Genomic DNA, 20,893 nt, shown 5'->3' with positions numbered 1-20,893 from the left:
TAACCTGCCACTATATCGCCGCGCCGAACAGATGCCCCGCGCCCGCCGTCACCGCCATCGCCAGCGCGCCCCAGAAGAGCGTGCGCCCCATCGAGCGGCCCACCTGCGCGCCGCCGAGCCGCGCACCGATATAGCCCAGTAGTGCAAGACACAGCATGCACAGGCTGACGATCGCGATGATCGCGCTTCCTGTCGGCACCATCGCCGCTACGATTACCGGTGGCGCCGCCCCTGCGGCAAAGCTCATCGCTGATGCCAGCGCCGCCTGAACCGGCCGGGCGGTCGCCAGATCGGAAATACCCAGTTCGTCTCGCGCATGGGCGCCCAGCGCATCGGCCGCCATCAACTGCTGCGCCACCTGCCCCGCCAGATCAGGCGTCAGGCCGCGATCGACGTAGATATCGCGCAACTCCACCCATTCTGCGTGCGGCTGGGTGGCCAGGGCTTTCTTTTCCTTGGCCAGATCGGCGCGCTCGGTATCAGATTGCGCGCTGACGGACACATATTCGCCTGCCGCCATCGACATCGCGCCTGCCACCAGCGCCGCGATCCCCGTCAGCAATATCGCCTGCCCGTCCGCTCCCGACGCGGCGATGCCGGTCATCAGGCTGGCGGTGGACACGATCCCGTCATTGGCTCCCAGCACCGTCGCGCGCAGCCAGCCGACGCGATTCACATAATGAACGGCATGGTGCGGCTGGTCGTTTCTGGTGTCGGTCTGCGCATCCATCGATCGGCCCTTCATGCAGCCCCTATGCCGGCATTCATGCCCTCTGAGCCTGTCGAAAGGAAGGCGGGAAACCCTATCCCGCCAGCCCTTCCGCCTTTTCCGCCAGTTCCAGCCAGCGCATCTCGGCAGCATCCTTTTCTGCCCGCGCCGTCTCGATCGCGGCCGTCAATGTGTCGAATCGCTTGCGATCCCGCGCGTAGAGCGCCGGATCGGCCAGCGCCTCCTCATGCCCGGCGATCGCTGCTTCCAACTGTTCGATCGTCTTGGGCAGCAATTCCAGATCGCGCTGGTCCTTGTAGGTCAGCTTGGCCGATACCGGCTTGGGCGGCGGCGGCGCGGCCACCGCCTTCTTCTCGACCCTGGCCGCCTTGCGCGGGTCGCGCTTGGCGATCCAGTCGGCATAGCCGCCGACGATCACATCCACGACCCCGGTGCCGTCCAGCCCCAAAGTCACCGTCACCGTGCGATCCAGGAAATCGCGATCATGGCTGACGATCAGCACCGTGCCGTCATAATCGGCGATCACTTCCTGCAACAGGTCGAGCGTTTCGAGGTCGAGGTCGTTGGTCGGCTCGTCCAGCACGAGCAGGTTCGATTCGCGGGCAAATTCCCGCGCGAACAGCAGGCGCGACCGCTCGCCGCCCGATAATGTCGCGACCTTCGCCTCCGCCAGCGAGGGATCGAACAGAAAGTCCTTCAGATAGCCATGGATATGCTTGCGCACTCCCCGCACGTCGATCCAGTCGCCGCCTTCGGCCAGCACGTCGCGCACCGTCTTGTCGCCCTGCATCAGGCTGCGCTGCTGGTCGATGAAGATCATGTCCAGCGTCTTGGCCAGCGTCACGCTGCCGCTGTCGGGCGCCAGTTCGCCGGTCAGCAGCTTCAGCAGCGTCGACTTGCCCGCGCCATTGCCGCCGACGATGCCGATCCGGTCGCCCCGCTGCACCCGGATCGACAGATCGTCGATGATCGTGCGTTCCCCGAACCGCTTGGTGACATGCTCGACCTTGATGACGCTCTTGGTCTTGCTGTCGTCGCTCGCCACCGCGATCTTGGCGGTCCCCTGCGGCCCGTTCATCGCCGCCCGCGTCGCCCGCATTTCCCACAGCTTGGCCAGCCGCCCCTGGTTGCGCTTGCGCCGCGCCGTGACGCCGCGTTCCAGCCAGTGCGCCTCGATCTTCAGCTTCGCGTCCAGCTTCTCCGCCGCCCGCGCCTCTTCGGCATAGACCGCTTCCATCCACTGTTCGAACCCGCCAAAGCCGATCTCGTTGCGGCGCATCTGGCCCCGGTCCAGCCACAAGGTCTGGCGCGTCAGCCGTGTCAGGAAGGCGCGGTCATGGCTGATGACGATGAACGCGCCATTATAGCGCGCCATCCAATTCTCGATCCAGTCGATCGCGGCGATGTCCAGATGGTTGGTCGGCTCGTCCAGCAGCAGCAGGTCCGGCTCGCTCGCCAGCGCGCGAGCGATGGCGGCGCGGCGGCGCTCGCCCCCGCTCGCGGTCTTCGCTTCCCGGCTGAGGTCGATGCCCAACTGGTCGGCGATCGCCTCCACCTCATGCGCGGGCGGCGCAAATTCGCCCGCCAGCGCGAAATCATGCAGCGTCTTGAACGGCGTGACGTCCGGGTCCTGCTCCAGCGTGATGACCCGCGCCCCCGGCTGCACCGACCGCACGCCCTCGTCCGCCTCAATCTGCCCGCCCAGCAATTTGAGCAAGGTCGTCTTGCCCACGCCATTGCGGCCGATCAGGGCCAATCGGTCCTTCGCGCCCACAGCGATATTGAGGCCGCGGAACAGCCAGTGGGAGCCTTGCGAAAGGCCAAGATTTTCGAACGAGAGAATAGGAGCTGCCATTTGCACGCAGCTAGGGGTTCATATCGTCGGGGGCAAGTGCGGAACCGGAAAGCTGTCGGACGGCTTTCAACGTGCGACAGCGTCCATTCATCGCACCCCGGCCAAATAGGGGCGCATAATCGCAGAGGAGAATAGTCCATGAAATCCGCTCTCGCCCTGATGGCGCTCGGCGTCGCCGCCCTTCCGATCGCGGCCGTTGCCCAGACCAGCGTCACCATCGCCGAGACGGCGCCGGTCGTGACGTTGAACGTCACCGAAAGCGTCGAGGCCGCGCCCGATGTCGCGACCGTCGGCACCGGCGTCCAGACCCGCGCCCAGACCGCGCAAACCGCCATGCAGGACAACGCCATCAGGACCGAAAAGCTGATCGCCGCGCTGGCCAAGGCCGGCATCGCCAAGAAGGACATCCAGACCAGCGGCATCAATCTGTCTGCCCAATATGACTATAGTAACCGCGAAGGCCAGCCCGAAGGCCCGCGTTTCATCGGCTATGAGGCGTCGAACCAGCTGACGGTGAAGCTGCGCGACATCAAGAAGGTCGGCGCGTCGTTGGACGCCATGGTCGCGGCCGGGGCGACGAACATCAGCGGCCCCAGCTTCGCGATCGACGATCCTTCGCCGCTGATCCAGCAGGCCCGCGGCGCTGCGCTCAAGAGCGCCAAGACGCAGGCCGATTTCTACGCGCAGGCCGCTGGCTTCCGCACCGCACGCCTCATCTCGATCAGCGAAAGCAACAGCGGCGGCCAGCCGCCCATGCCGATGATGCAGAGCGCCCGGTTCAAGGCGGACGCGGCCCCGACCACCCCGGTCGAACCGGGCCAGGTCAGCGCCTCTGTCACGCTCACGGTCCAGTACGCGCTGGACAAGTAATTAACGGCACTGCCCCTTAAATGTCATTCCCGCGAAGGCGGGAATCCATCCCCTGACTTCGTACAGAAGGCCATTGCTGGAGATGGATCCCCGCCTTCGCGGGGATGACGAAAAGGAAGGAGCCGTTATTTCCCGCCATTCACCACCTGTTCAATGCCTGTCGCCTATGCCATGCCCATGAATATGAAGTGGAACAGCCTGCCCCGCTCTCTGACCGCTGTGGTCGCCGCCGCGCTTGCCCTCGGCGTCGCCATTCCGGCCGCCGATGCGGGCAATCGCCGCGACGAACAGGACGCAGCACGCCGGGCCATGCTTGACGGGCAGGTCATGCCCTTCGCCATGATCAAGCGCCGGGTCGACGCCACCATGGGCGGCGCTTCCTATGTCGGCAGCGAATTCAACCCCGCCTCCAACCGTTACCGCCTGAAATATGTGAAGGACGGTAAGGTCATGTGGGTTGATGCGGATGGCCGGACGGGCGATATCATCGGCATGGCGCGCTGACCGCCGCGCCGCGTCAACGTCACTCAATAACAGAAACGGACTAGCCCCATGCGCCTGCTGATCGTCGAGGATGAACCGAATCTGGGCCAGCAGCTCAGAAATACGCTGGAAGGCGCGGGCTATGCCGTCGACCTCGCCACCGATGGCGAGGATGGCCATTTCCTGGGCGCAACCGAAAGCTATGACGCGGTCGTGCTCGACCTCGGCCTCCCGACCATCGACGGCCTCACCGTGCTGGACCGCTGGCGCAAGGAAGGCCGCGCCTTCCCGGTGCTGGTGCTGACCGCGCGGGATAGCTGGTCGGACAAGGTCGCAGGGCTGGACGCGGGCGCGGACGATTATCTCGCCAAGCCCTTCCAGAGCGAGGAACTGATCGCCCGGCTGCGCGCGCTCATCCGCCGCGCATCGGGCAATGCGTCGAGCGAACTGACCGCCGGCGACGTTCGCCTCGACACCCGGTCGGGCAAGGTGACGCTGGGCGGCGACCCGGTGAAGCTCACCGCGCAGGAATATAAGCTGCTCAGCTACCTGCTGCATCACAAGGGCAAGGTGGTCAGCCGCACCGAATTGATCGAGCATATCTACGATCAGGATTTCGACCGCGATTCCAACACGATCGAAGTGTTCGTGACGCGCATCCGCAAGAAGCTGGGCGCCGACGTCATCACCACCATCCGTGGCCTCGGCTACAGCTTGGACGAGCCGGGGCGCTGATCGAATTGATAGTGCCACCCATTCGCCCTGAGCGAAGTCGAAGGGTCACGCCGAACGCAGTGAGGCGCCTTCGCTCCGCTCTGGCATGGGCATGGGTATGGGCTTCGACTTCGCTCAGCCCGAACGGATATGGGTGAGCTAAAATCCTCATGACCGATCCCGCATCCCCTCCCCCCGTCCGCTCCACCGGCTCCATCAGCCGGCGGATGATCGGCATCGCCGCGCTGTGGATCAGCGTGCTGCTGATCGGCGGGGGCGTGGCGCTGGACCGGGTGCTCAGCGACGCGATCACGCGCAATTTCGATGACGGCATGAATTATGTCCTGACCGCGATGATCGCCGCGTCGGAAATCGGCCCGGACGGCGAAGTGCTGTTCAACCGCGAACTGGCCGACCAGCGCTTCCTCGAACCCAATAGCGGCCTCTATTACCAGATCAGCGCCAAGGGGCATGAGGACTGGCGCTCGCGCTCGCTCTGGGACCGCGCGCTCAAAGTGCCGGCGGAACATCATGACCGCCACCTCCACACCTATGACAGCAAGCAATTTCCCGGCGAGGATCTGCGCGTCATGGAACGCACCGTGGTCCTGCCCGGCTCCGATACGCGCTGGCTCTTCATGGTCGGCCAGGCGCGCGAAGGGCTGGACGCGCAGATCAGGACGCTGCGCACGACCCTGTTCAACAGCTTCGCGCTGCTGGCGCTCGGCCTGTTCATGCTGGCGACGCTCCAGACCATCTATGGCCTGCGTCCGCTGCGCAAGGTGCGGCTGGAGATCATCCGGATGCGCGACGGCCACAAGAGCCGCGTCACCGAACCCATGCCCGCCGAAGTGCTGCCCATGGTCGAGGAACTGAACGCCCTGCTCGCCCATAATGAGCGACAGGCGGAAGAAGCGCGCACCCATGCCGGCAATCTCGCCCATGCGCTCAAGACGCCGCTCACCGTCATCATGAACGCCGCGACGGCCAGGGCCCCGGATCTGGGCGACGCCGTCATCCGCGAGGCGACGACGATGCGGCGGCAGGTCGACCATCATCTCGCCCGCGCCCGCGCCGTCGGCCGACGCGGCGCCGCCCAGAGCCGCGCGGACGTCTGGCCCAGCCTCACCGCCGTCGAGCGCGCGGTGCAGCGCCTCTATCCCGACGCCCGCGTCGACATGGACGGCGACAAGGACGCCGCGGTCCGGGTCGAGCGCCAGGATCTCGACGAAATGCTCGGCAACCTCATCGAAAACGCCGCCAAATATGGCGGCGGCAGCGTCTTCGCCACCGTGGTCGCGCGCGCCGGCGGCATGGTGGAGATATTGGTCGAGGATGACGGCATGGGCATCCCCGAAACCGAACGCGTCCGCATCTTCGACCGCGGCGTCCGCCTCGATTCCGGCAAGCCCGGCACCGGCCTCGGCCTCGCCATCGTCCGCGACGTCGCGGAAATATACGGCGGCACTGTCGCGCTGGAGGAAAGCGAGGATCTGGGCGGACTGCTGGTGCGGTTAAGGCTGCCGGCGGCGTGATTGAGCGTGCGTAACGACGTCTAAAGGCGAGCTTTATAACTCCTCCGTTACATGAAGGGGATTGTCTTGGAGCGACCAGTTGCGGATACTATCTCACACTTTTCTAACACTCGTAAGTTACGCTCGACCCATGCAAATTCTCCCTCCGCACGGCTCTACCGAAGAGCTTTTCATTTCCAGAGCGATGGTCGCACTCCCGACAATCGATCTGGAAATTGGACGCAACGATTGGGGCATCCTTTATTATCGCTGGTCGTCGCCCTCTGCCGCGCTGGGTGATTTATGGGTGTCAGTGAAAGAGCATGAGATAACGCTCTCGACCAATATCTCTCACACCCATGTCGCTAGTGTCGATTTCCGACAGGAGAATCTTACCCAAGAAGAGATTTCGCGACGAATTGTAGACGAGGGCGTCTCCAAGGCTGCTGCCGTTATGCGGGGCGAGATTGCATTTACTGAAACCTTCGATGGTAACGGCAAAAAGCACTCGTCCGGTTCATGCCACACAGAGAATTTGGAGGAGAGCCTGCGCTACACCCGACAGATGTTTGGTCAAGAGATGACCAAACGAGCCTTCACATGGTTCGGCGAGGTTTCGACCGGAGATTGAACGAATGTCGGCTATGCCCTCGCCGTCGCTCAAAGCCCGACAGTCCGCTTCCCACCCATACCCGCCCTCCCCTGATTCTCACCCCACATCCACTTGCCATCTTACCCCGCAGCTGCGAAGCAATAGCAGCGAAGACCGACTATCTCGCTTCGCCCCGACAGGAGCATCATGCGGCGGCATCTCTATCTCATCGCAGGCTTCCTCTCGATCGGCCTCGGCACGATCGGCGCCTTCCTGCCACTGCTCCCCACCGTCCCTTTCATGATCCTCGCCGCCTTCTGCTTCGCCCGCTCCAGCCCGCGGCTCGAAGCGAAACTGCTCGACCACAAGCATTTCGGCCCGCATATCCGGCGGTGGCGGGAACGCGGCGCGATCAGTCGCAAGGGCAAGAAGGCCGCGCTCGCCGCCTTTGCCTTCAGCGTCGCCCTCGCGCTGATCTTCTCCCCCTTCCCCTGGTGTCTCGTCCCCGTCGCCGCCGCATTGATCGGGGGCACCTGGATCTGGACCCGACCGGAGGGCTGATACTGCCGCTCCGGCATGGACATTCATGCCTTCGACCATCAGAATGCGCAGGCATCATGAGGAGGCATTGTTGGCACACGCGTTCGCCCATGGCACGGTCCACGAAGCGGCCGAAGACCTGCAAGCCGCCCTGCGATCGGACCCACATATCCTGCACCTCTGGGAAGGGCTGACCCCGCTCGGCCGCAACGAGTTCATCTGCTGGGTGGACGATGCGAAACAGGCCAGGACCCGCCAGCGCCGCATCGAACGCACCCGCGAGGAACTGCTGGAGGGCAAGAAGCGCCCCTGCTGCTGGGCCGGCTGCATCCACCGCACCGACAAGGCGCCCGGCACATGGCAACAGGCGGTCCTCATCGACAAGCAGAAGAAGGGCTGATCGGACGGCGGATTGTCAGGGTCGCCATCTACCCGGCCTGTCCTACATGTCGCCATCATGGTAAAAGCCGGCCGGCTCTTTCCCATCGTCGGCTCTTCTCCCCGTCCGCACCGCAGCGGCGCAGGGTTCATGCAAATTCCCCATGCACGACACGCGCGACCTTAGCGAAGTTCCGGACGATCCATATCGACCGGACAGGACGAACATCGGCGCGCAACGCCGACCCAAGTCTATAAAATCATGAGATAATAAGCGCCGGCAACGCGACAGACCCCCGACGCGACAGCGGCCTCAGCCAGCCGTCAGTTCATCGCCAAAATCATGTTCCGCACCTGCGGATAGACCTGTTTTTCCCATTTGCTGCCCGAAAACACGCCATAATGGCCCACGCCGGGCTGCAAATGGTGGCGCTTGAGATGCGGGCGCAGACCGGTGCAGAGGCCATGGGCGGCCGACGTCTGGCCTACGGCGCAGACATCGTCCTTTTCGCCCTCGACCGTCAGCAGTGCGGTGTTACGGATCGCGCCCGGATCGACCTTGCGCCCGCGCACGGTCAGTTCGCCCTTGGACAGCAATGTCCGCTGAAACACCATATCGACGGTTTCGAGGTAGAATTCCTTGGTCATGTCCAGGACCGCGAAATATTCCTCATAGAAGGTCTTGATGCGATCCGCCTCGACATCCTTGCCGTCGGCCAGCAACTGGTAGAGTTCGCGATGCGTCGCGCTGTGCCGTTCCATGTTCATCGACACGAAGGCCGACAGTTGCAGGAAGCCCGGATAGACTTCCCGACCGCGCCCGGCATAGCGGAACGGCACGACGGAGATCAGATTCTCCTCGAACCATTCGATCGGCTTTTCATTAGCCAGGTCGTTGACCACGGTCGGCGCGGCATTGGGGTCGATCGGCCCGCCCATCAGCGTCATCGACCGCGGCGTCGCCTTGTCCTTGTCCTCCGACATCAGCGCCACGGCGGCGAGCGCCGGCACGCAGGGCTGGCATACCGACACCAGATGCGCGCCCTCGCCCAGTTCCTGGAGAAAGCGGATCACATAGTCGACATAGTCGTCGAAACCGAAGCGCCCGGCCTCCAGCGGCACGTCGCGCGCATTCTTCCAGTCGGTGATGTAGACGTCATGGTCGCGGAGCAATGTTGCAACCGTGCTGCGCAACAAGGTCGAAAAATGACCCGACATCGGCGCCACCACCAGCACCCTCGGCTGCGCCGCCTCCACCTCGTCCTTGACGAAGTGCAGCAGATCGCCGAACGGCAGGTCGAGCGCGATTTCCTCCCGCACCGATACCTCCGCATTGCCGCTGGTGACCGTGTCGATCGCATAGGCCGGGCGTTTATGGGTGAGCTTCGCACCCTGGAACACGTCCATCATGGCAAACATACGCCGCGGCATCGCCCAATCGGCCACCGGCCCCATCTTGTCGCGCATGCCAAGTGCGATCTGCGCCCCGAAACGTGCTGGCGCCAGCATGTCGTTCCAGGCCTGATAACCACTGTAAAGCATGCGCATGATGAGGGTTGAGCCTTGTCCTGTGTCCGCGAACCGAATCGGTATTATCATGAAACGCTATACATGCTTTTTATGTTGCGCCGCATCATCATAAATGTGAGGCTGATCCAAAGCAGGAGGGTATGCCATGGCGGTCGCGGAACTCACTCTTTCCAGCAAGAACTACTCCTCCTGGTCGCTGCGCGGCTGGCTTTTATGCCGACTCGCCGGCTTGCGGGTGATGGAAAAGACCATTGCGCTCGATGACCCGGAAAACCGCGCCGAACTGCTGCTCCTGTCCCCGTCCGTGCTGGTGCCGCGCCTGACGCATGAAGGGGCAAGCGTGTGGGACACGCTGGCGATCGCGGAATATCTGCACGAACTCTATCCCAATGTCGGCATGTATCCGGCCGACCGCATCGCCCGTGCCCATTGCCGGTCGGTATCGGGCGAAATCCATTCGGGCTTCGCCAATCTCCGCTCCGCCCTGCCGATGAACCTCAAGGTCCGCCACGCCCGCTTCCCCATCTTCTCCGGCGCCAAGCCCGACATCGAGCGGATCGAGGCGATCTGGGCCGAATGTCTGGACGGCTATGGCGGCCCTTGGCTGTTCGGTAAGGAACCGACAGTCGCCGACGCCATGTTCGCGCCGGTGGCCCAGCGCTTCCTGACCTATGCCGTGCCGCTTTCGCACGCGTCCGCCGCCTATTGCCAGACGATCAACGGCTGGCCGCTGATGCGCGAATGGATCGAGGATGCACGCAACGAGCCGGACGAAATGGTCGAACTCGAAATCGAATTCTAAACGCCCTTTCGCCCATCGCCGCAGCGGGTTAGATCGGCGCGATGATCACACGCACCCTCGCCCTGGCCCTTGGCCTCGCCACCCTGTCCTTCCCCGCCCATGCCCAGACCGACCCCAGGCGGCTGGAACAATCAGTCCGCACCCTCGCCTCCGATCTGTTCGAAGGCCGCGCGCCCGGCACCGTGGGTGAGGAACGGACGATCGGCTATATCGTCGCCCGCTTCGAACAACTCGGGCTGGAACCCGGTGGTCCTGACGGCCAGTGGGTGCAGACCGTGCCCCTGCTCCATACCCGTCTCGGCCAGCCGGAACGCCTGTCGATCGCGCAAAATGGCGCCACCACGCCCTGGAGCTTCGGCAAGCAAGTCTATCTCTCGACGCTTCAGCCCAAGGACAAGGTCGCCGTCGCCAACGCGCCGCTGGTGTTCGTGGGCTATGGCGTGTCCGCGCCCGAACGCGGCTGGGACGATTTCAAGGGCGTGGATCTGAAGGGCAAGGTCGCCGTCTTCCTGATCAACGACCCGGATTTCGAGGCGGCCAAGGGCGAAGACCCGTTCGGCAAATTCGGCGGCAAGACCATGACCTATTATGGCCGCTGGACCTACAAGTTCGAGGAAGCCGCCCGCCACGGCGCGATCGGCGCGCTGATCGTCCACGACACGCCAGGCGCGGGCTATGGCTGGAACGTAGTGGTCAGCCCCGGCGGCGAAAATTACGACCTCGTCCGCCCCGCCGACAAGCTGACCAGCCTGCAAGTCCAGGGCTGGGTCGAAGGCGATGCTGCCAAGGCCCTCTTCGCTGGCACCGGTCAGGATCTGGCCGCCCTGCGCAAGCAGGCCCGCTCGGCCAGGTTCAAGCCCGTGGAATTGAAGGGCGCGACCTTCTCCGTCGCCTTCCCGGTGACCCAGGAAGTCGTGAAGAGTGCCAACGTCCTCGCCCGCATCCCCGGCGCAAAACGCCCCGGCGAAACCGTGATGTATGGCGCGCATTGGGACGCCTATGGCAAGGGCGCGCCGGACGCGAAGGGCCGCATCTACCGCGCCGGCGCCAATGACGATGCGCTGGGCATGGCCGGCCTGTTCGAGATCGCCCGCGCCTTCAAGGCGGCGCCCGCCCCCGACCGCTCTATCGTGTTCGCCGCCTGGACCGCGGAAGAACGCGGGCTGCTGGGGTCCGAACATTATGCCCAGAACCCACTCTATCCGATCGACAGGACGGTCGCGAACCTGACCATCGACGTGCTCCAGACCGCGGGCAAGGCAAAGGACGTGATCCTGATCGGCAAGGGGCAGGACACGCTGGAGGATGATCTCGCCAAATTCGCCGCCAGGCAGGGCCGCGTCATCACGCAGGAAAGCCTGCCCGAACGCGGCCTCTTCTACCGCGCCGACCATTTCTCCATGGCCAAGCGCGGCGTCCCCGTGCTGCTGATGATGGGCCTCGCCGGCGCATCCGACATGGTGGAGGGCGGCCGCGCAGCTGGTCAGGCCTGGATCGATGCCTATACCGGCCAATGCTATCATCAGGCCTGCGACGCGGTGGACGACACATGGAAGCTGGAGGGCGCCGCGCAGGATATCGACCTGATGTACGACATCGGCCGCGACCTCGCCTTCTCGGCCCGCTGGCCCGAATGGAAGCCCGGCTCCGAATTCAAGGCGATCCGCGACAAGAGCACGGCGGTGCGGAAGTAACCCAACCTGCTCCCCTCCCTTGCGGGGAGGGGCGTTTCCGGGGTTTAGCTCAACCGATACAGGCCTGCCCCATGCGGCGGCAGCATCGCGGACACCCGCTCCGCCTGCTGCCCCAACGCCTTGCCCGCCCACAGGTCGCGCACCGCAACCGGACCATCAATCCCCAAGTCGCGCAATCTGATCCCGACCTCACGCGGCTTGTCGCCGGTGTTGAACAGGGCCAGATAACGCCCCTTCCCATCCTCCGGCATGGCGGACCAGGCGCGCACTCCATCCTCCACGAAATGCGGGCAATTGCCCTGGCTCGCCTGATTGACGGCCAGCACCTCGCTATTGGTCAGCAGCGCCAGCGTCGCCGCGTCCAGATGCCGCAAGTCGCCACCCATGATAAGCGGCGAGCGCGCAATCGCCCATAGCGTCATCAGCGTCTTCTGCTCGTCGGGCGTAAAGCGCGTATTACGTTCCCCCAGCGCCAGCCGGCCGAGCGGCAGCATGTCCGCATCCGGCCAGCTACCCGGCCCGCGATAGGGCGTCCAATTCTCCAGCCGGGTAAACTGCGCCTCCAGCATCGGCCATTCGTCCCAGAAATCATCGGAAATCCGCCACATCTGCGCATATTTTCGCACATGGTCGCCCCGGATCACGGGGGTTTCCCCCGGCGAAAGGCTCAGGATGATCGGCCGCCCCGTCGCCATGATCGCCTTATGCGCTGCCTCGATCTCCGGCGCATGAGCGTCATAGGGGCGGCTCATATCGTCCATCTTGACGAAATCGACGCCCCACTCGGCATAGAGGTGGAAGATGCTGTCATAATAGGCCTGTGCACCCGGCCGCGTCATGTCGACGCCGTACATATCCGGGTTCCAGGAGCAGACACTCGATATGTCGGCGACGTCCTTCGCGCGATAGCGCGTGCCAAGGATGGGCAGGTTCGCCTCCACCGCCGCACGCGGAATGCCACGCATGACATGGATGCCGAATTGCAGGCCCAGATCATGGACCGCCTTGGCCAGCATGGCGAAGCCCTTGCCACCGGCGCTGGAAGGGAAACGGTTGGGCGCCGGGATCATCCGGCCATAGGCGTCCATCGCCGGCCTCGGCCTGGCGTTATAGGTGTAGCTCGACGCTTCAGGCTCATACCATTGAATGTCGACGGTGAAGATATCATAGCCGAACGACAGGAGCTTTTCCGCCATGATCGCGGCGGTCTCGCGCGCCTGCGCTTCGGTGATGGTGGTAGCGAAGCTGTTCCAGCTATTCCACCCCATGGGCGGCCGGGGCGCCAACACGCGCTGGCCCGTCTCGGCCGCACCCGCTGTCCGCACCACACTTGCCGCGGCCATTCCCGCCGCGCCGGCCACGAACAGATCGCGACGGCTCGGTTCCCAATTTTTCCTCTTCATTTGTCGGAGTTAATAGCAAGACCGCGACAAGATCAAGCCGCAACTAGGCGTCTATCCCCGCCAGCCATTCGCCGATCATCGCCCTGCCCGCGGCCACAGCGATCGGGCCGTGCAGGTCATGATCTTCGCGCAGCGCGATGCCGCATTGCTGGGCCACGTCGAGGTCGGCCCAGAAATGGGTCAGCCAATCCTCGAAACGCGGGTCTTCGCCCATCTCCGCATGAAATTGCAGCGCCAGCACATTGGACCCGCGCCGGAACGCCTGATGCGCATATTTGCCGGTCGATGCCAGCAACTCGACATTATCAGGCAGGTCGAACGTGTCGCTATGCCAATGCAGCACTGGCACATCCACGATATGGCGCAACGGCGACTCTGCGCCCGCACGGTTCACGCTGACCGGCGCGAAGCCCAGTTCCATATGCCCGCCCGGATAGACAGGCGCACCCAGGGCGGCGGCGATCATCTGGCTGCCCAGGCACACGCCCAAAGTCGGACGGTCGGCCGCCAGCCGCGCCGCCAGCTTTTCGATCTGCATCGATATCCAGGGATGGACGTCCGTTTCATAGACGCCCATCGGCCCACCCATCATTATCAGCAGTTCGGGATCGCACAGGTCGACATCCGCGAAGTCGGGGCTGGCGACATCTATCCGGTCGATATGATAGCCGGCCGCCTCGATCGGTTGCAGGTAGCCTGCGGCGCCTTCGCGCGGCACATGACGGACGATCAATGCTCTCTTCATTATTCCCTGTGCTAACCACCCCCAGGGCGCGACGCCAGCCCAGCCTTTCTTGGGCAGCGAAAATTGCGGCTATCGGCTTGGCCGCACGGAGCAGCCGTGATCTAACCCCAATATGACCCTGCCCCGCCTCGCCCGCCCGCTCCTTCTCGCCAGCCTGTTCGCCGGGTCCGCCCTTCCGGCCCAGACTGCGCAGCCGCCCGCGCCTTCGCCCGTTGACGCGGTCGATCCCTTCATCGGCACGTCGGGCGAAGGCCATAGCTTCCCCGGTGCGGTCGCCCCTTTCGGCATGGTCCAGCTCTCGCCCGACACCCATGTCGGGCCGGCGCGGCAAACCTATAATTGGGCGGCGGGCTACCGCCATGAAGACCCGACGATCCTCGGCTTCTCCCACACCCATTTCTCCGGCGCGGGGCATAGCGACCTGGGCGATGTCCTGGTGATGCCGGTCGCGGGCGAAACGGTGCCGCTGGAGGCAGGAACGCCCGACAGGCCCGGCTATCGTTCGCGAAAGGCGGACGAAGTCGCCTCTCCCGGCTATTATGCCGTCACCCTGAGCGATCCGGGCGTCCGCGCGGAAATGACGGCCGGCACCCGCGTCGGCATCCACCGCTACGCCTTCCCGTCGGGCAAGGCCGCGCATCTGGTGCTCGATCTGCGCTCCATCATCTATGATTATCCCGGCAAGATTCTCTGGTCCTCCATCCGTATCCGCCCCGACGGCACGATCACCGGATCGCGCGAGGTGCGCGGCTGGGCGACGCCACGCCGTATCTTCTTCGCCATCCGCTTCTCCGCGCCGCTGACCGGCCATCAGTTCGTCACCACAGAAAAGGATATCCTCTATAAGGGCTTCAAGGGGCCGGGCCGCGGCCCGGAAACGCTCGATTCCCTCTCCGGCCGCGCCTTGGTGGCGCAACTCGACTTCGGCGCGCTGGCCAAGCCGCTGGAAGTGAAGGTCGCGCTATCGGGCGTGGACGAGGATGGCGCGATCGCCAACCTCGCCAGCGAGCCAGGCGATTTCGACGCGATCCGGGCCAGTACGCGCGCCGTCTGGGCCGATGCACTGGGCGTGGTGAAGATCGATGCCCCCGCACCGATGCGCCGCAATGTCTATACCGCCCTCTATCACAGCCTGATGGCGCCCAGCGTCTGGGGTGATGCCGACGGCCGTTGGCGCGGGCCGGACGATCAGGTTCACGCCGCGTCCGGCTTCACCATGCATTCCACCTTCTCGCTATGGGATACGTTCCGCGCCGAGCATCCGCTGCTGACGCTGATCCAGCCCGAGGCGAAAAATGCCGATTTCGTCAACTCGCTGATCGCCAGCCAGCAGACCAGCCCCTTCGGCATCCTCCCCGTCTGGCAATTCGCCGGCAAGGAAACCTGGACGATGATCGGCTATCACGCCGTGCCGGTGATCGCCGATGCGTGTCTGAAAGGGATCACAGGGATCGACTGCGCCACCGCGCTCAAAGCCATGGTCGCCAGCGCCGACTATGCCCCCTATGGCGGCCTTGGCGACTATATGAAGCTGGGCTATGTGCCGATCGACCGCGAACCCGAAGCGGCGTCCAAGACGGTCGAATATGCCTATGACGACTGGACCATCGCCCGCCTCGCCCGCCAGTTGGGCGACGGCGCGACGGCTGCCCGGTTCGAAAAGCGGGCCCGGAACTGGCGCAATAGCTTCGACGCGAAGACCGGCTTCCTGCGCGCGCGCAAGGCCGACGGCAGCTTCCGCACGCCTTTCGATCCGACCGCGATCAACTATGGGTCGGACTATACGGAGGGCAATGCCTGGCAATATAGCTGGTTCATGCCGCAGGATCAGGGCGGCCTGTTCCGTTTGCTGGGCGGCGACGCAAAATCCGTCGCGAAGCTGGACGCCATGTTCGATTATGACAATAGCAGGATCGACTATAGCCATGCCGAGGATATTGCCGGCCTGATCGGCCAATATATCCATGGCAACGAACCCAGCCACCATGTCGCCTATCTCTACAGCTATGCAGGGCAACCCTGGCGCACGCAGGAGCGGCTGAGGCAGATCGTCGAGAGCCAGTATAAGCCAACGCCCGACGGCCTCGCGGGCAATGACGACCTCGGCCAGATGTCCGCCTGGCTCGTCTTCACCGCCTTGGGCTTCTATCCGGTCGCGCCGGGCAGCAACGAATATGTGATCGGACGGCCCTTCGTGGAGCGGGCGGAGATGCAGGTCGGCGACAAGCGGTTCACGGTGCTGACCGATGGCCTGTCCGACACCAACCGCTATATCGGCAAGGTGACGCTGAACGGCCAGCCGCTGGAGCGCAGCTATATTACAGACGCGGAGATTCGGGCCGGCGGCGAACTGCGCTTCACCATGCAGGCTACGCCCAACAAGATATGGGCGACCGGCGTGAAAGCGCGGCCTTATTCGATGACTGGTTATGGACGATGATGCAGAGAGAAAGGCATTATCTCTTCATCTGTAGCCAGAACCGGCTTCGTAGTCCCACCGCCGAGCAGATTTTCACCGATCATCCCGGCATCGAAACCCGGTCTGCGGGAACGAACCATGATGCGGAAACCCCGCTGGACGACGAAATGCTCCGGTGGGCCGACACTATCTTCGTCATGGAGAAGACCCACCGCAACAAAATCCAGAAACGTTTTCGTTCCGCATTGAACGGCACGCGGATAGTCTGCCTCGACATCCCCGACGACTATGAGTTTATGGACCCGCAATTGATCGCCCTGCTACAAGCAAGAATGGCCGCTTTCTGCCACTATAAGGAAGCAAAGGCCCGCACCGGAAACGTCCCCATGCCCATCACCTTGGGCGGCACGGCGGTAAAGGCGAAGCCATCCTCCGGCAGCGCGCCGAGATTGGTCATATGCTCACAGATCGGCACGCCTGCGCCCAGCAGTTCGCGATGCACCGGGCGGCCGGTGCCGGGGCGGGTATCGTCGATATTATGGCTGTCGATACCCACCAGCTTCGCGCCGCGCTCCGCCAACAGCCGCGCCGCCGCCTCGGTCAGGAAGGGATGCTCCTCGAAATAGGTCGGCATGCGCCAGTGCCGGTCCCAGCCAGTGTGGACCAGCACCGCCCGTCCCGCCACATCGATCCCGTCCAGATCGGCCGCGTCGGTCGCCAGCCCCACCTTTTCGAACGGCCTTCGCACGGTGATCGCGGGCAGGCTCGCCAGCCGCTCCAGCGCCAGCATCGACAAGTCGTCGCCCTCCTCAAACCGATGGAAGGGCGCATCCAGATAGGTTCCCGTGTTAGACACCATATCGATCCGCCCCATCTGGAAGGCGCTACCATCGGCATAGGTGGCGCGCGACTGTTCGCGGGTCCAATAATCGCAGATATGCGGCGCGGCGACGCCCTTATAGGTCTGCATCCCATGTTCGATAGCATGGCTGAGGTCGATGAAGCGGGTCATGAGCGGGACATTCTCCGGCGTCCGATGCGCCATAGGGTGACGAAGCCGACGACGCTCCAGATGATGTTGAGCACCATCGATGGAAAGGCGCCATGCCACCAGGTGTTGAGGACGAACAGGGTGGCGCCGACCGCATTCAGCCACTGGAAGGTCGCCGATCCGCCCGACAGTCGCCCGGTCGACACGCCGACATAGGCGGCCAGCACCAGCAGCGCGCCGGTCCAGCCGATGATTTCCACGAACAGCGCCACATCCGCCCCCAGAGAAAAGGGCTCCTCCCGTCTGGGAGAAGCCCTCCTGCCTTACTCCAGCGGATCAGCCGATCAAGCGGCCAGCTTGCGCAGCACATATTGGAGGATGCCGCCGTTCAGGAAATATTCCAGTTCGTTGACGGTATCGATCCGGCACAACGCGGTGAAGGTGAAGGTCGAGCCGTCGGCGCGCTTCACGATCACGTCCACGTCCTGGCGGGGCTTCAAACCCGCGACATTCTGGATGGTGAAGGTTTCATCGCCGGTGAAACCGAATAGGTCCTTGTTCTCGCCATTCTTGAACTGCAGCGGCAGCACGCCCATGCCGACCAGGTTCGAACGGTGGATACGCTCAAAGCTTTCGACGATCACCGAGCGGACGCCCAGCAGGTTCGTGCCCTTGGCCGCCCAGTCACGCGACGATCCGGTGCCATATTCCTTGCCGCCGATGACCACGAGCGGGGTGCCGTCGGCCTTGTGCTTCATCGCCGCGTCGTAGATCGGCATGACGTCGCCGTCATAGCGGGTCATGCCGCCCTCGACGCCGTCCAGCATCAGATTCTTGATGCGGATATTGGCGAAGGTGCCGCGCATCATGACCTCATGATGGCCGCGCCGCGAACCATAGCTGTTATAGTCGGCCTGCGCGACCTGATGCTCGCTCAGCCACTTGCCCGCGGGCGAGGTCGCCTTGATTGATCCGGCCGGCGAGATGTGGTCGGTCGTGATGGAATCGCCGAAGATCGCCAGCGGCTTTGCTTCGATGATGTCGGTGACCGGCGCCGGAGTCATGGTCAGCCCTTCGAAATAGGGCGGGTTGGCGACATAGGTCGAACCGGCGCGCCATTTGTAGGTATCGCTGCCGGTAACGTCGATCGCCTGCCAATGTTCGTCGCCCTTGTAGACATTGGCATAGCGCGCCTGGAACATCGGACGATCCATACAGCCTGCGATGGTCGATGCGACCTCATCATTGGTCGGCCAGATATCCCTGAGATACACATCCCGACCGCTGGCGCCCTGACCGATCGGCGTAGTCAGGAAATCCTCGATCACCGTCCCCTTGAGAGCGTAGGCAACCACCAGCGGCGGGCTGGCGAGGAAGTTGGCGCGCACGTCGGGCGACACGCGGCCTTCGAAGTTGCGGTTGCCGGAGATGACGGCGGCGGCCACCAGGCCGTTTTCATTGATCGCCCTGCTGATCGGTTCAGCCAGCGGGCCGCTATTGCCGATGCAGGTGGTGCAGCCATAACCGACGAGGTTGAAGCCGATCGCGTCCAGATGCTCCTGAAGGCCAGCCTTGTTGAAATAGTCCGTGACGACCTGCGAACCGGGGGCGAGCGACGTCTTGACCCAGGGCTTGGGCTTGAGGCCCAGTTCGTTCGCCTTCTTGGCGACCAGGCCGGCAGCGATCATGACGCTGGGGTTCGACGTGTTGGTGCAGCTGGTGATAGCTGCAATGGTGACGTCGCCATCGCCAATGTCGAAATCCTTGCCATCGACCGGTACGCGCTGCTGCGTCTTCTTGTAGGTGTTGACCAGATCGGCGTTGAACACGTCATCCACGTCCGGCAGAGCGACGCGGTCCTGCGGGCGCTTGGGGCCGGCAAGGCTGGGGACGACCGTGGAGAGGTCCAATTCCAGCGTGTCGGTGAAGACCGGTTCGATGGCCGGATCGATCCAGAAGCCCTGCTCCTTGGCATAGGCTTCGACCAGCGCGATATTTTCGTCGGTGCGGCCGGTCAGGCGCATATAATCCAGCGTTTTGTCGTCGATACCGAAGAAGCCGCAAGTCGCGCCATATTCCGGCGCCATATTGGCCAGCGTCGCACGATCGGCGAGCGACAGGGTGGCAAGGCCGGGACCGAAATATTCCACGAAGCGACCGACGACGCCGCGCGCACGCAGCATCTGGGTGCAGGTCAGGACAAGATCGGTGGCGGTCACGCCTTCCCTCAGATTGCCGGTGAATTTGAAGCCGACGACTTCGGGGATCAGCATGGAAACGGGCTGGCCCAGCATCGCCGCTTCCGCCTCGATGCCGCCCACGCCCCAGCCCAGCACGCCCAGGCCGTTGATCATCGTGGTGTGGCTGTCGGTGCCGACGCAGGTGTCGGGATAGGCGACGGTGGTACCGTCGACATCGACCGAGGACCATACGGCCTGCGCGATATTCTCCAGATTGACCTGATGGCAGATGCCGGTGCCGGGCGGCACGGCATAGAAGTTGGCCAGGCTCTTGCTGCCCCACTTCAGAAAGTCGTAGCGCTCCATATTGCGCTGATATTCGATTTCCACATTCTGCTCGAACGCCTTGGGCGTGCCGAACTCGTCGACCATGACGCTATGGTCGATGACCAGATGGACGGGCACCTGCGGGTTGATCTTGCTCGCATCCGCGCCCAGCGCGTTCATGGCGTCGCGCATCGCGGCGAGGTCAACCACACAGGGAACGCCCGTGAAGTCCTGCAGCAGCACCCGCGCCGGACGATATTGGATCTCACGCTCGGCCTTGCCCTTGTCATTCTGCCAGTCGACGATCGCCTGAATGTCGGCGGTGGTGACGGTGACCCCATCCTCGAAACGGAGCAGATTCTCCAGCAGCACCTTCATCGAAAAAGGGAGGCGCGACACATCTCCAAGCTTGGCCGCCGCTTTCTTGAGCGAATAATAGGCAATGTCCTTGCCGTCGACGCTCAGCGTGTCGCGGGTGCCCAGAGTATCCTGTCCGATGGCGGTCATAAGATGTGCGTCTCCTCGCATGGCCCGGCCAGAGGATGGCGCGTTTCCACCAGAGGCTCGCCGATCGGCGACGACAAAACCGCACGGCAAGGTGGCAGGGATGCGCCCCAACCCATGGTCGAAGCAGGTATGTCCCGATGCTGCAGCGCCATATCATTTGCAGGGGTCAAGTCAAATGGCGACGCAGCCTGAGCCCCCTATGTAGGGATATGTTTCGCCCCTTTAAACGTTGCGTCGGCAGAAAAGGGGAGACAGTCATGGACACATGTCTTTTGCCAGCCGGATCGGCACTTATTGCTATCAATCCGCAATATTATCAGGGCCGAAAAACGCCCTGCCCCGACTGTGGCGGCATGCAGTGGATCGTCGGTCGCGTCGTCGCGGAATGCGCTTATTGCGACACGCCCCTGCCCCTTGCTGCATCGCAGCATCGCACATGGCTCGGCGGCTTTTCCTGACGTCGCTTGCGCAGATCACTTGCCTACCTCCTTCCCGTTCATGCTGAGTAGAGGCTGAGCGAAGTCGAAGCCTCGTATCAAAGCTTGCGCCACTCCGATGAGCCACAAACGACAAGGCCGCCGCCGCACTTTCCCTTAAAGGGAAAATGCGGCGGCGGCCT

Annotated in this window: 19 protein-coding genes; 11 read left to right on the top strand and 8 right to left on the bottom strand. The window is 63.7% G+C overall.

The features are described from left to right. Positions 1-10: 10 nt before the first annotated feature. Positions 11-745 (bottom strand): VIT1/CCC1 transporter family protein, encoded by a 735-nt coding sequence (locus tag SBA_RS09200; RefSeq protein WP_261936633.1) that lies wholly within the window; start codon positions 743-745, stop codon positions 11-13. Positions 746-803: 58 nt separating this feature from the next. After that, entirely contained in the window at positions 804-2,585 is a 1,782-nt protein-coding gene (locus SBA_RS09195; RefSeq protein ID WP_261936632.1) for an ABC-F family ATP-binding cassette domain-containing protein, read from the bottom strand. A gap of 138 nt (positions 2,586-2,723) precedes the next feature. On the opposite strand from SBA_RS09195, the gene SBA_RS09190 reads away from it, so the two are divergent. The 7 genes from SBA_RS09190 (at position 2,724) to SBA_RS09160 (ending at position 7,698) form a co-directional block, all read left to right on the top strand. Beyond that, on the top strand, positions 2,724-3,455 hold the full coding sequence (locus tag SBA_RS09190; protein ID WP_261936631.1) for an SIMPL domain-containing protein: 732 nt from the start codon (positions 2,724-2,726) through the stop codon (positions 3,453-3,455). Between the two features lie 153 nt (positions 3,456-3,608). Then, positions 3,609-3,959 (top strand): hypothetical protein, encoded by a 351-nt coding sequence (locus SBA_RS09185; protein ID WP_224550745.1) that lies wholly within the window; start codon positions 3,609-3,611, stop codon positions 3,957-3,959. Positions 3,960-4,007: 48 nt separating this feature from the next. After that, entirely contained in the window at positions 4,008-4,673 is a 666-nt protein-coding gene (locus tag SBA_RS09180) for a response regulator transcription factor (protein ID WP_224550746.1), read from the top strand. Between the two features lie 206 nt (positions 4,674-4,879). After that, positions 4,880-6,187: a sensor histidine kinase gene (locus tag SBA_RS09175; protein ID WP_224550757.1), complete on the top strand. Its 1,308-nt coding sequence runs from the start codon at positions 4,880-4,882 to the stop codon at positions 6,185-6,187. Between the two features lie 130 nt (positions 6,188-6,317). Beyond that, positions 6,318-6,797, top strand: a complete 480-nt coding sequence (locus SBA_RS09170) for a hypothetical protein (protein WP_261936630.1) — start codon at positions 6,318-6,320, stop codon at positions 6,795-6,797. A gap of 168 nt (positions 6,798-6,965) precedes the next feature. Further along, positions 6,966-7,319: a YbaN family protein gene (locus SBA_RS09165; RefSeq protein WP_224551285.1), complete on the top strand. Its 354-nt coding sequence runs from the start codon at positions 6,966-6,968 to the stop codon at positions 7,317-7,319. Positions 7,320-7,389: 70 nt separating this feature from the next. Beyond that, positions 7,390-7,698, top strand: coding sequence for a YdeI/OmpD-associated family protein (locus SBA_RS09160; protein WP_224551284.1), 309 nt, complete (start codon positions 7,390-7,392; stop codon positions 7,696-7,698). A 302-nt stretch (positions 7,699-8,000) separates the two neighbouring features. On the opposite strand, the gene SBA_RS09155 is transcribed toward SBA_RS09160, so the two are convergent. Then, positions 8,001-9,224 carry a polyhydroxyalkanoate depolymerase gene (locus SBA_RS09155; RefSeq protein ID WP_224551283.1) on the bottom strand — a complete coding sequence of 408 codons (1,224 nt, stop codon included), beginning with the start codon at positions 9,222-9,224 and terminating at the stop codon, positions 8,001-8,003. Positions 9,225-9,351: 127 nt separating this feature from the next. Between SBA_RS09155 and SBA_RS09150 the strand changes: the two genes are divergently transcribed. Beyond that, on the top strand, positions 9,352-10,008 hold the full coding sequence (locus SBA_RS09150) for a glutathione S-transferase (RefSeq protein WP_261936629.1): 657 nt from the start codon (positions 9,352-9,354) through the stop codon (positions 10,006-10,008). 41 nt (positions 10,009-10,049) lie between these two features. Further along, on the top strand, positions 10,050-11,702 hold the full coding sequence (locus SBA_RS09145; RefSeq protein ID WP_261936628.1) for a M28 family metallopeptidase: 1,653 nt from the start codon (positions 10,050-10,052) through the stop codon (positions 11,700-11,702). Between the two features lie 44 nt (positions 11,703-11,746). Here SBA_RS09145 and SBA_RS09140 read toward each other — a convergent pair whose 3' ends face one another. After that, positions 11,747-13,105, bottom strand: a complete 1,359-nt coding sequence (locus SBA_RS09140) for a glycoside hydrolase family 27 protein (protein ID WP_261936627.1) — start codon at positions 13,103-13,105, stop codon at positions 11,747-11,749. A 43-nt stretch (positions 13,106-13,148) separates the two neighbouring features. Next, entirely contained in the window at positions 13,149-13,850 is a 702-nt protein-coding gene (locus tag SBA_RS09135) for a glutamine amidotransferase (protein ID WP_224551279.1), read from the bottom strand. A 112-nt stretch (positions 13,851-13,962) separates the two neighbouring features. Here SBA_RS09135 and SBA_RS09130 point away from each other — a divergent pair, with 112 nt between their 5' ends. After that, on the top strand, positions 13,963-16,290 hold the full coding sequence (locus SBA_RS09130) for a GH92 family glycosyl hydrolase (protein WP_261936626.1): 2,328 nt from the start codon (positions 13,963-13,965) through the stop codon (positions 16,288-16,290). A 328-nt stretch (positions 16,291-16,618) separates the two neighbouring features. On the opposite strand, the gene SBA_RS09120 is transcribed toward SBA_RS09130, so the two are convergent. The 3 genes from SBA_RS09120 to acnA all read right to left on the bottom strand — a co-directional run bounded on the left by SBA_RS09120 (position 16,619) and on the right by acnA (position 20,274). Beyond that, positions 16,619-17,281 (bottom strand): cyclase family protein, encoded by a 663-nt coding sequence (locus SBA_RS09120; RefSeq protein WP_261936625.1) that lies wholly within the window; start codon positions 17,279-17,281, stop codon positions 16,619-16,621. Then, complete coding sequence (locus SBA_RS09115) at positions 17,278-17,532, bottom strand: CBU_0592 family membrane protein (RefSeq protein ID WP_224551275.1); 255 nt, start codon at positions 17,530-17,532, stop codon at positions 17,278-17,280. Before SBA_RS09115 ends, SBA_RS09120 begins: the two co-directional genes overlap by 4 nt. Positions 17,533-17,604: 72 nt before the next feature. Beyond that, positions 17,605-20,274 (bottom strand): aconitate hydratase AcnA, encoded by a 2,670-nt coding sequence (gene acnA, locus SBA_RS09110; protein ID WP_261936624.1) that lies wholly within the window; start codon positions 20,272-20,274, stop codon positions 17,605-17,607. 257 nt (positions 20,275-20,531) lie between these two features. Between acnA and SBA_RS09105 the strand changes: the two genes are divergently transcribed. Then, a complete protein-coding gene (locus SBA_RS09105; RefSeq protein WP_261936623.1) occupies positions 20,532-20,732 on the top strand; it encodes a YgzB family protein in 201 nt (66 codons plus the stop codon). The last annotated feature ends 161 nt before the right edge of the window (positions 20,733-20,893 follow it).

Origin of the sequence: Sphingomonas bisphenolicum (assembly GCF_024349785.1) — a bacterium.
Lineage (GTDB): Bacteria > Pseudomonadota > Alphaproteobacteria > Sphingomonadales > Sphingomonadaceae > Sphingobium > Sphingobium bisphenolicum.
This window is presented reverse-complemented; position numbering and strand designations above follow the sequence as displayed.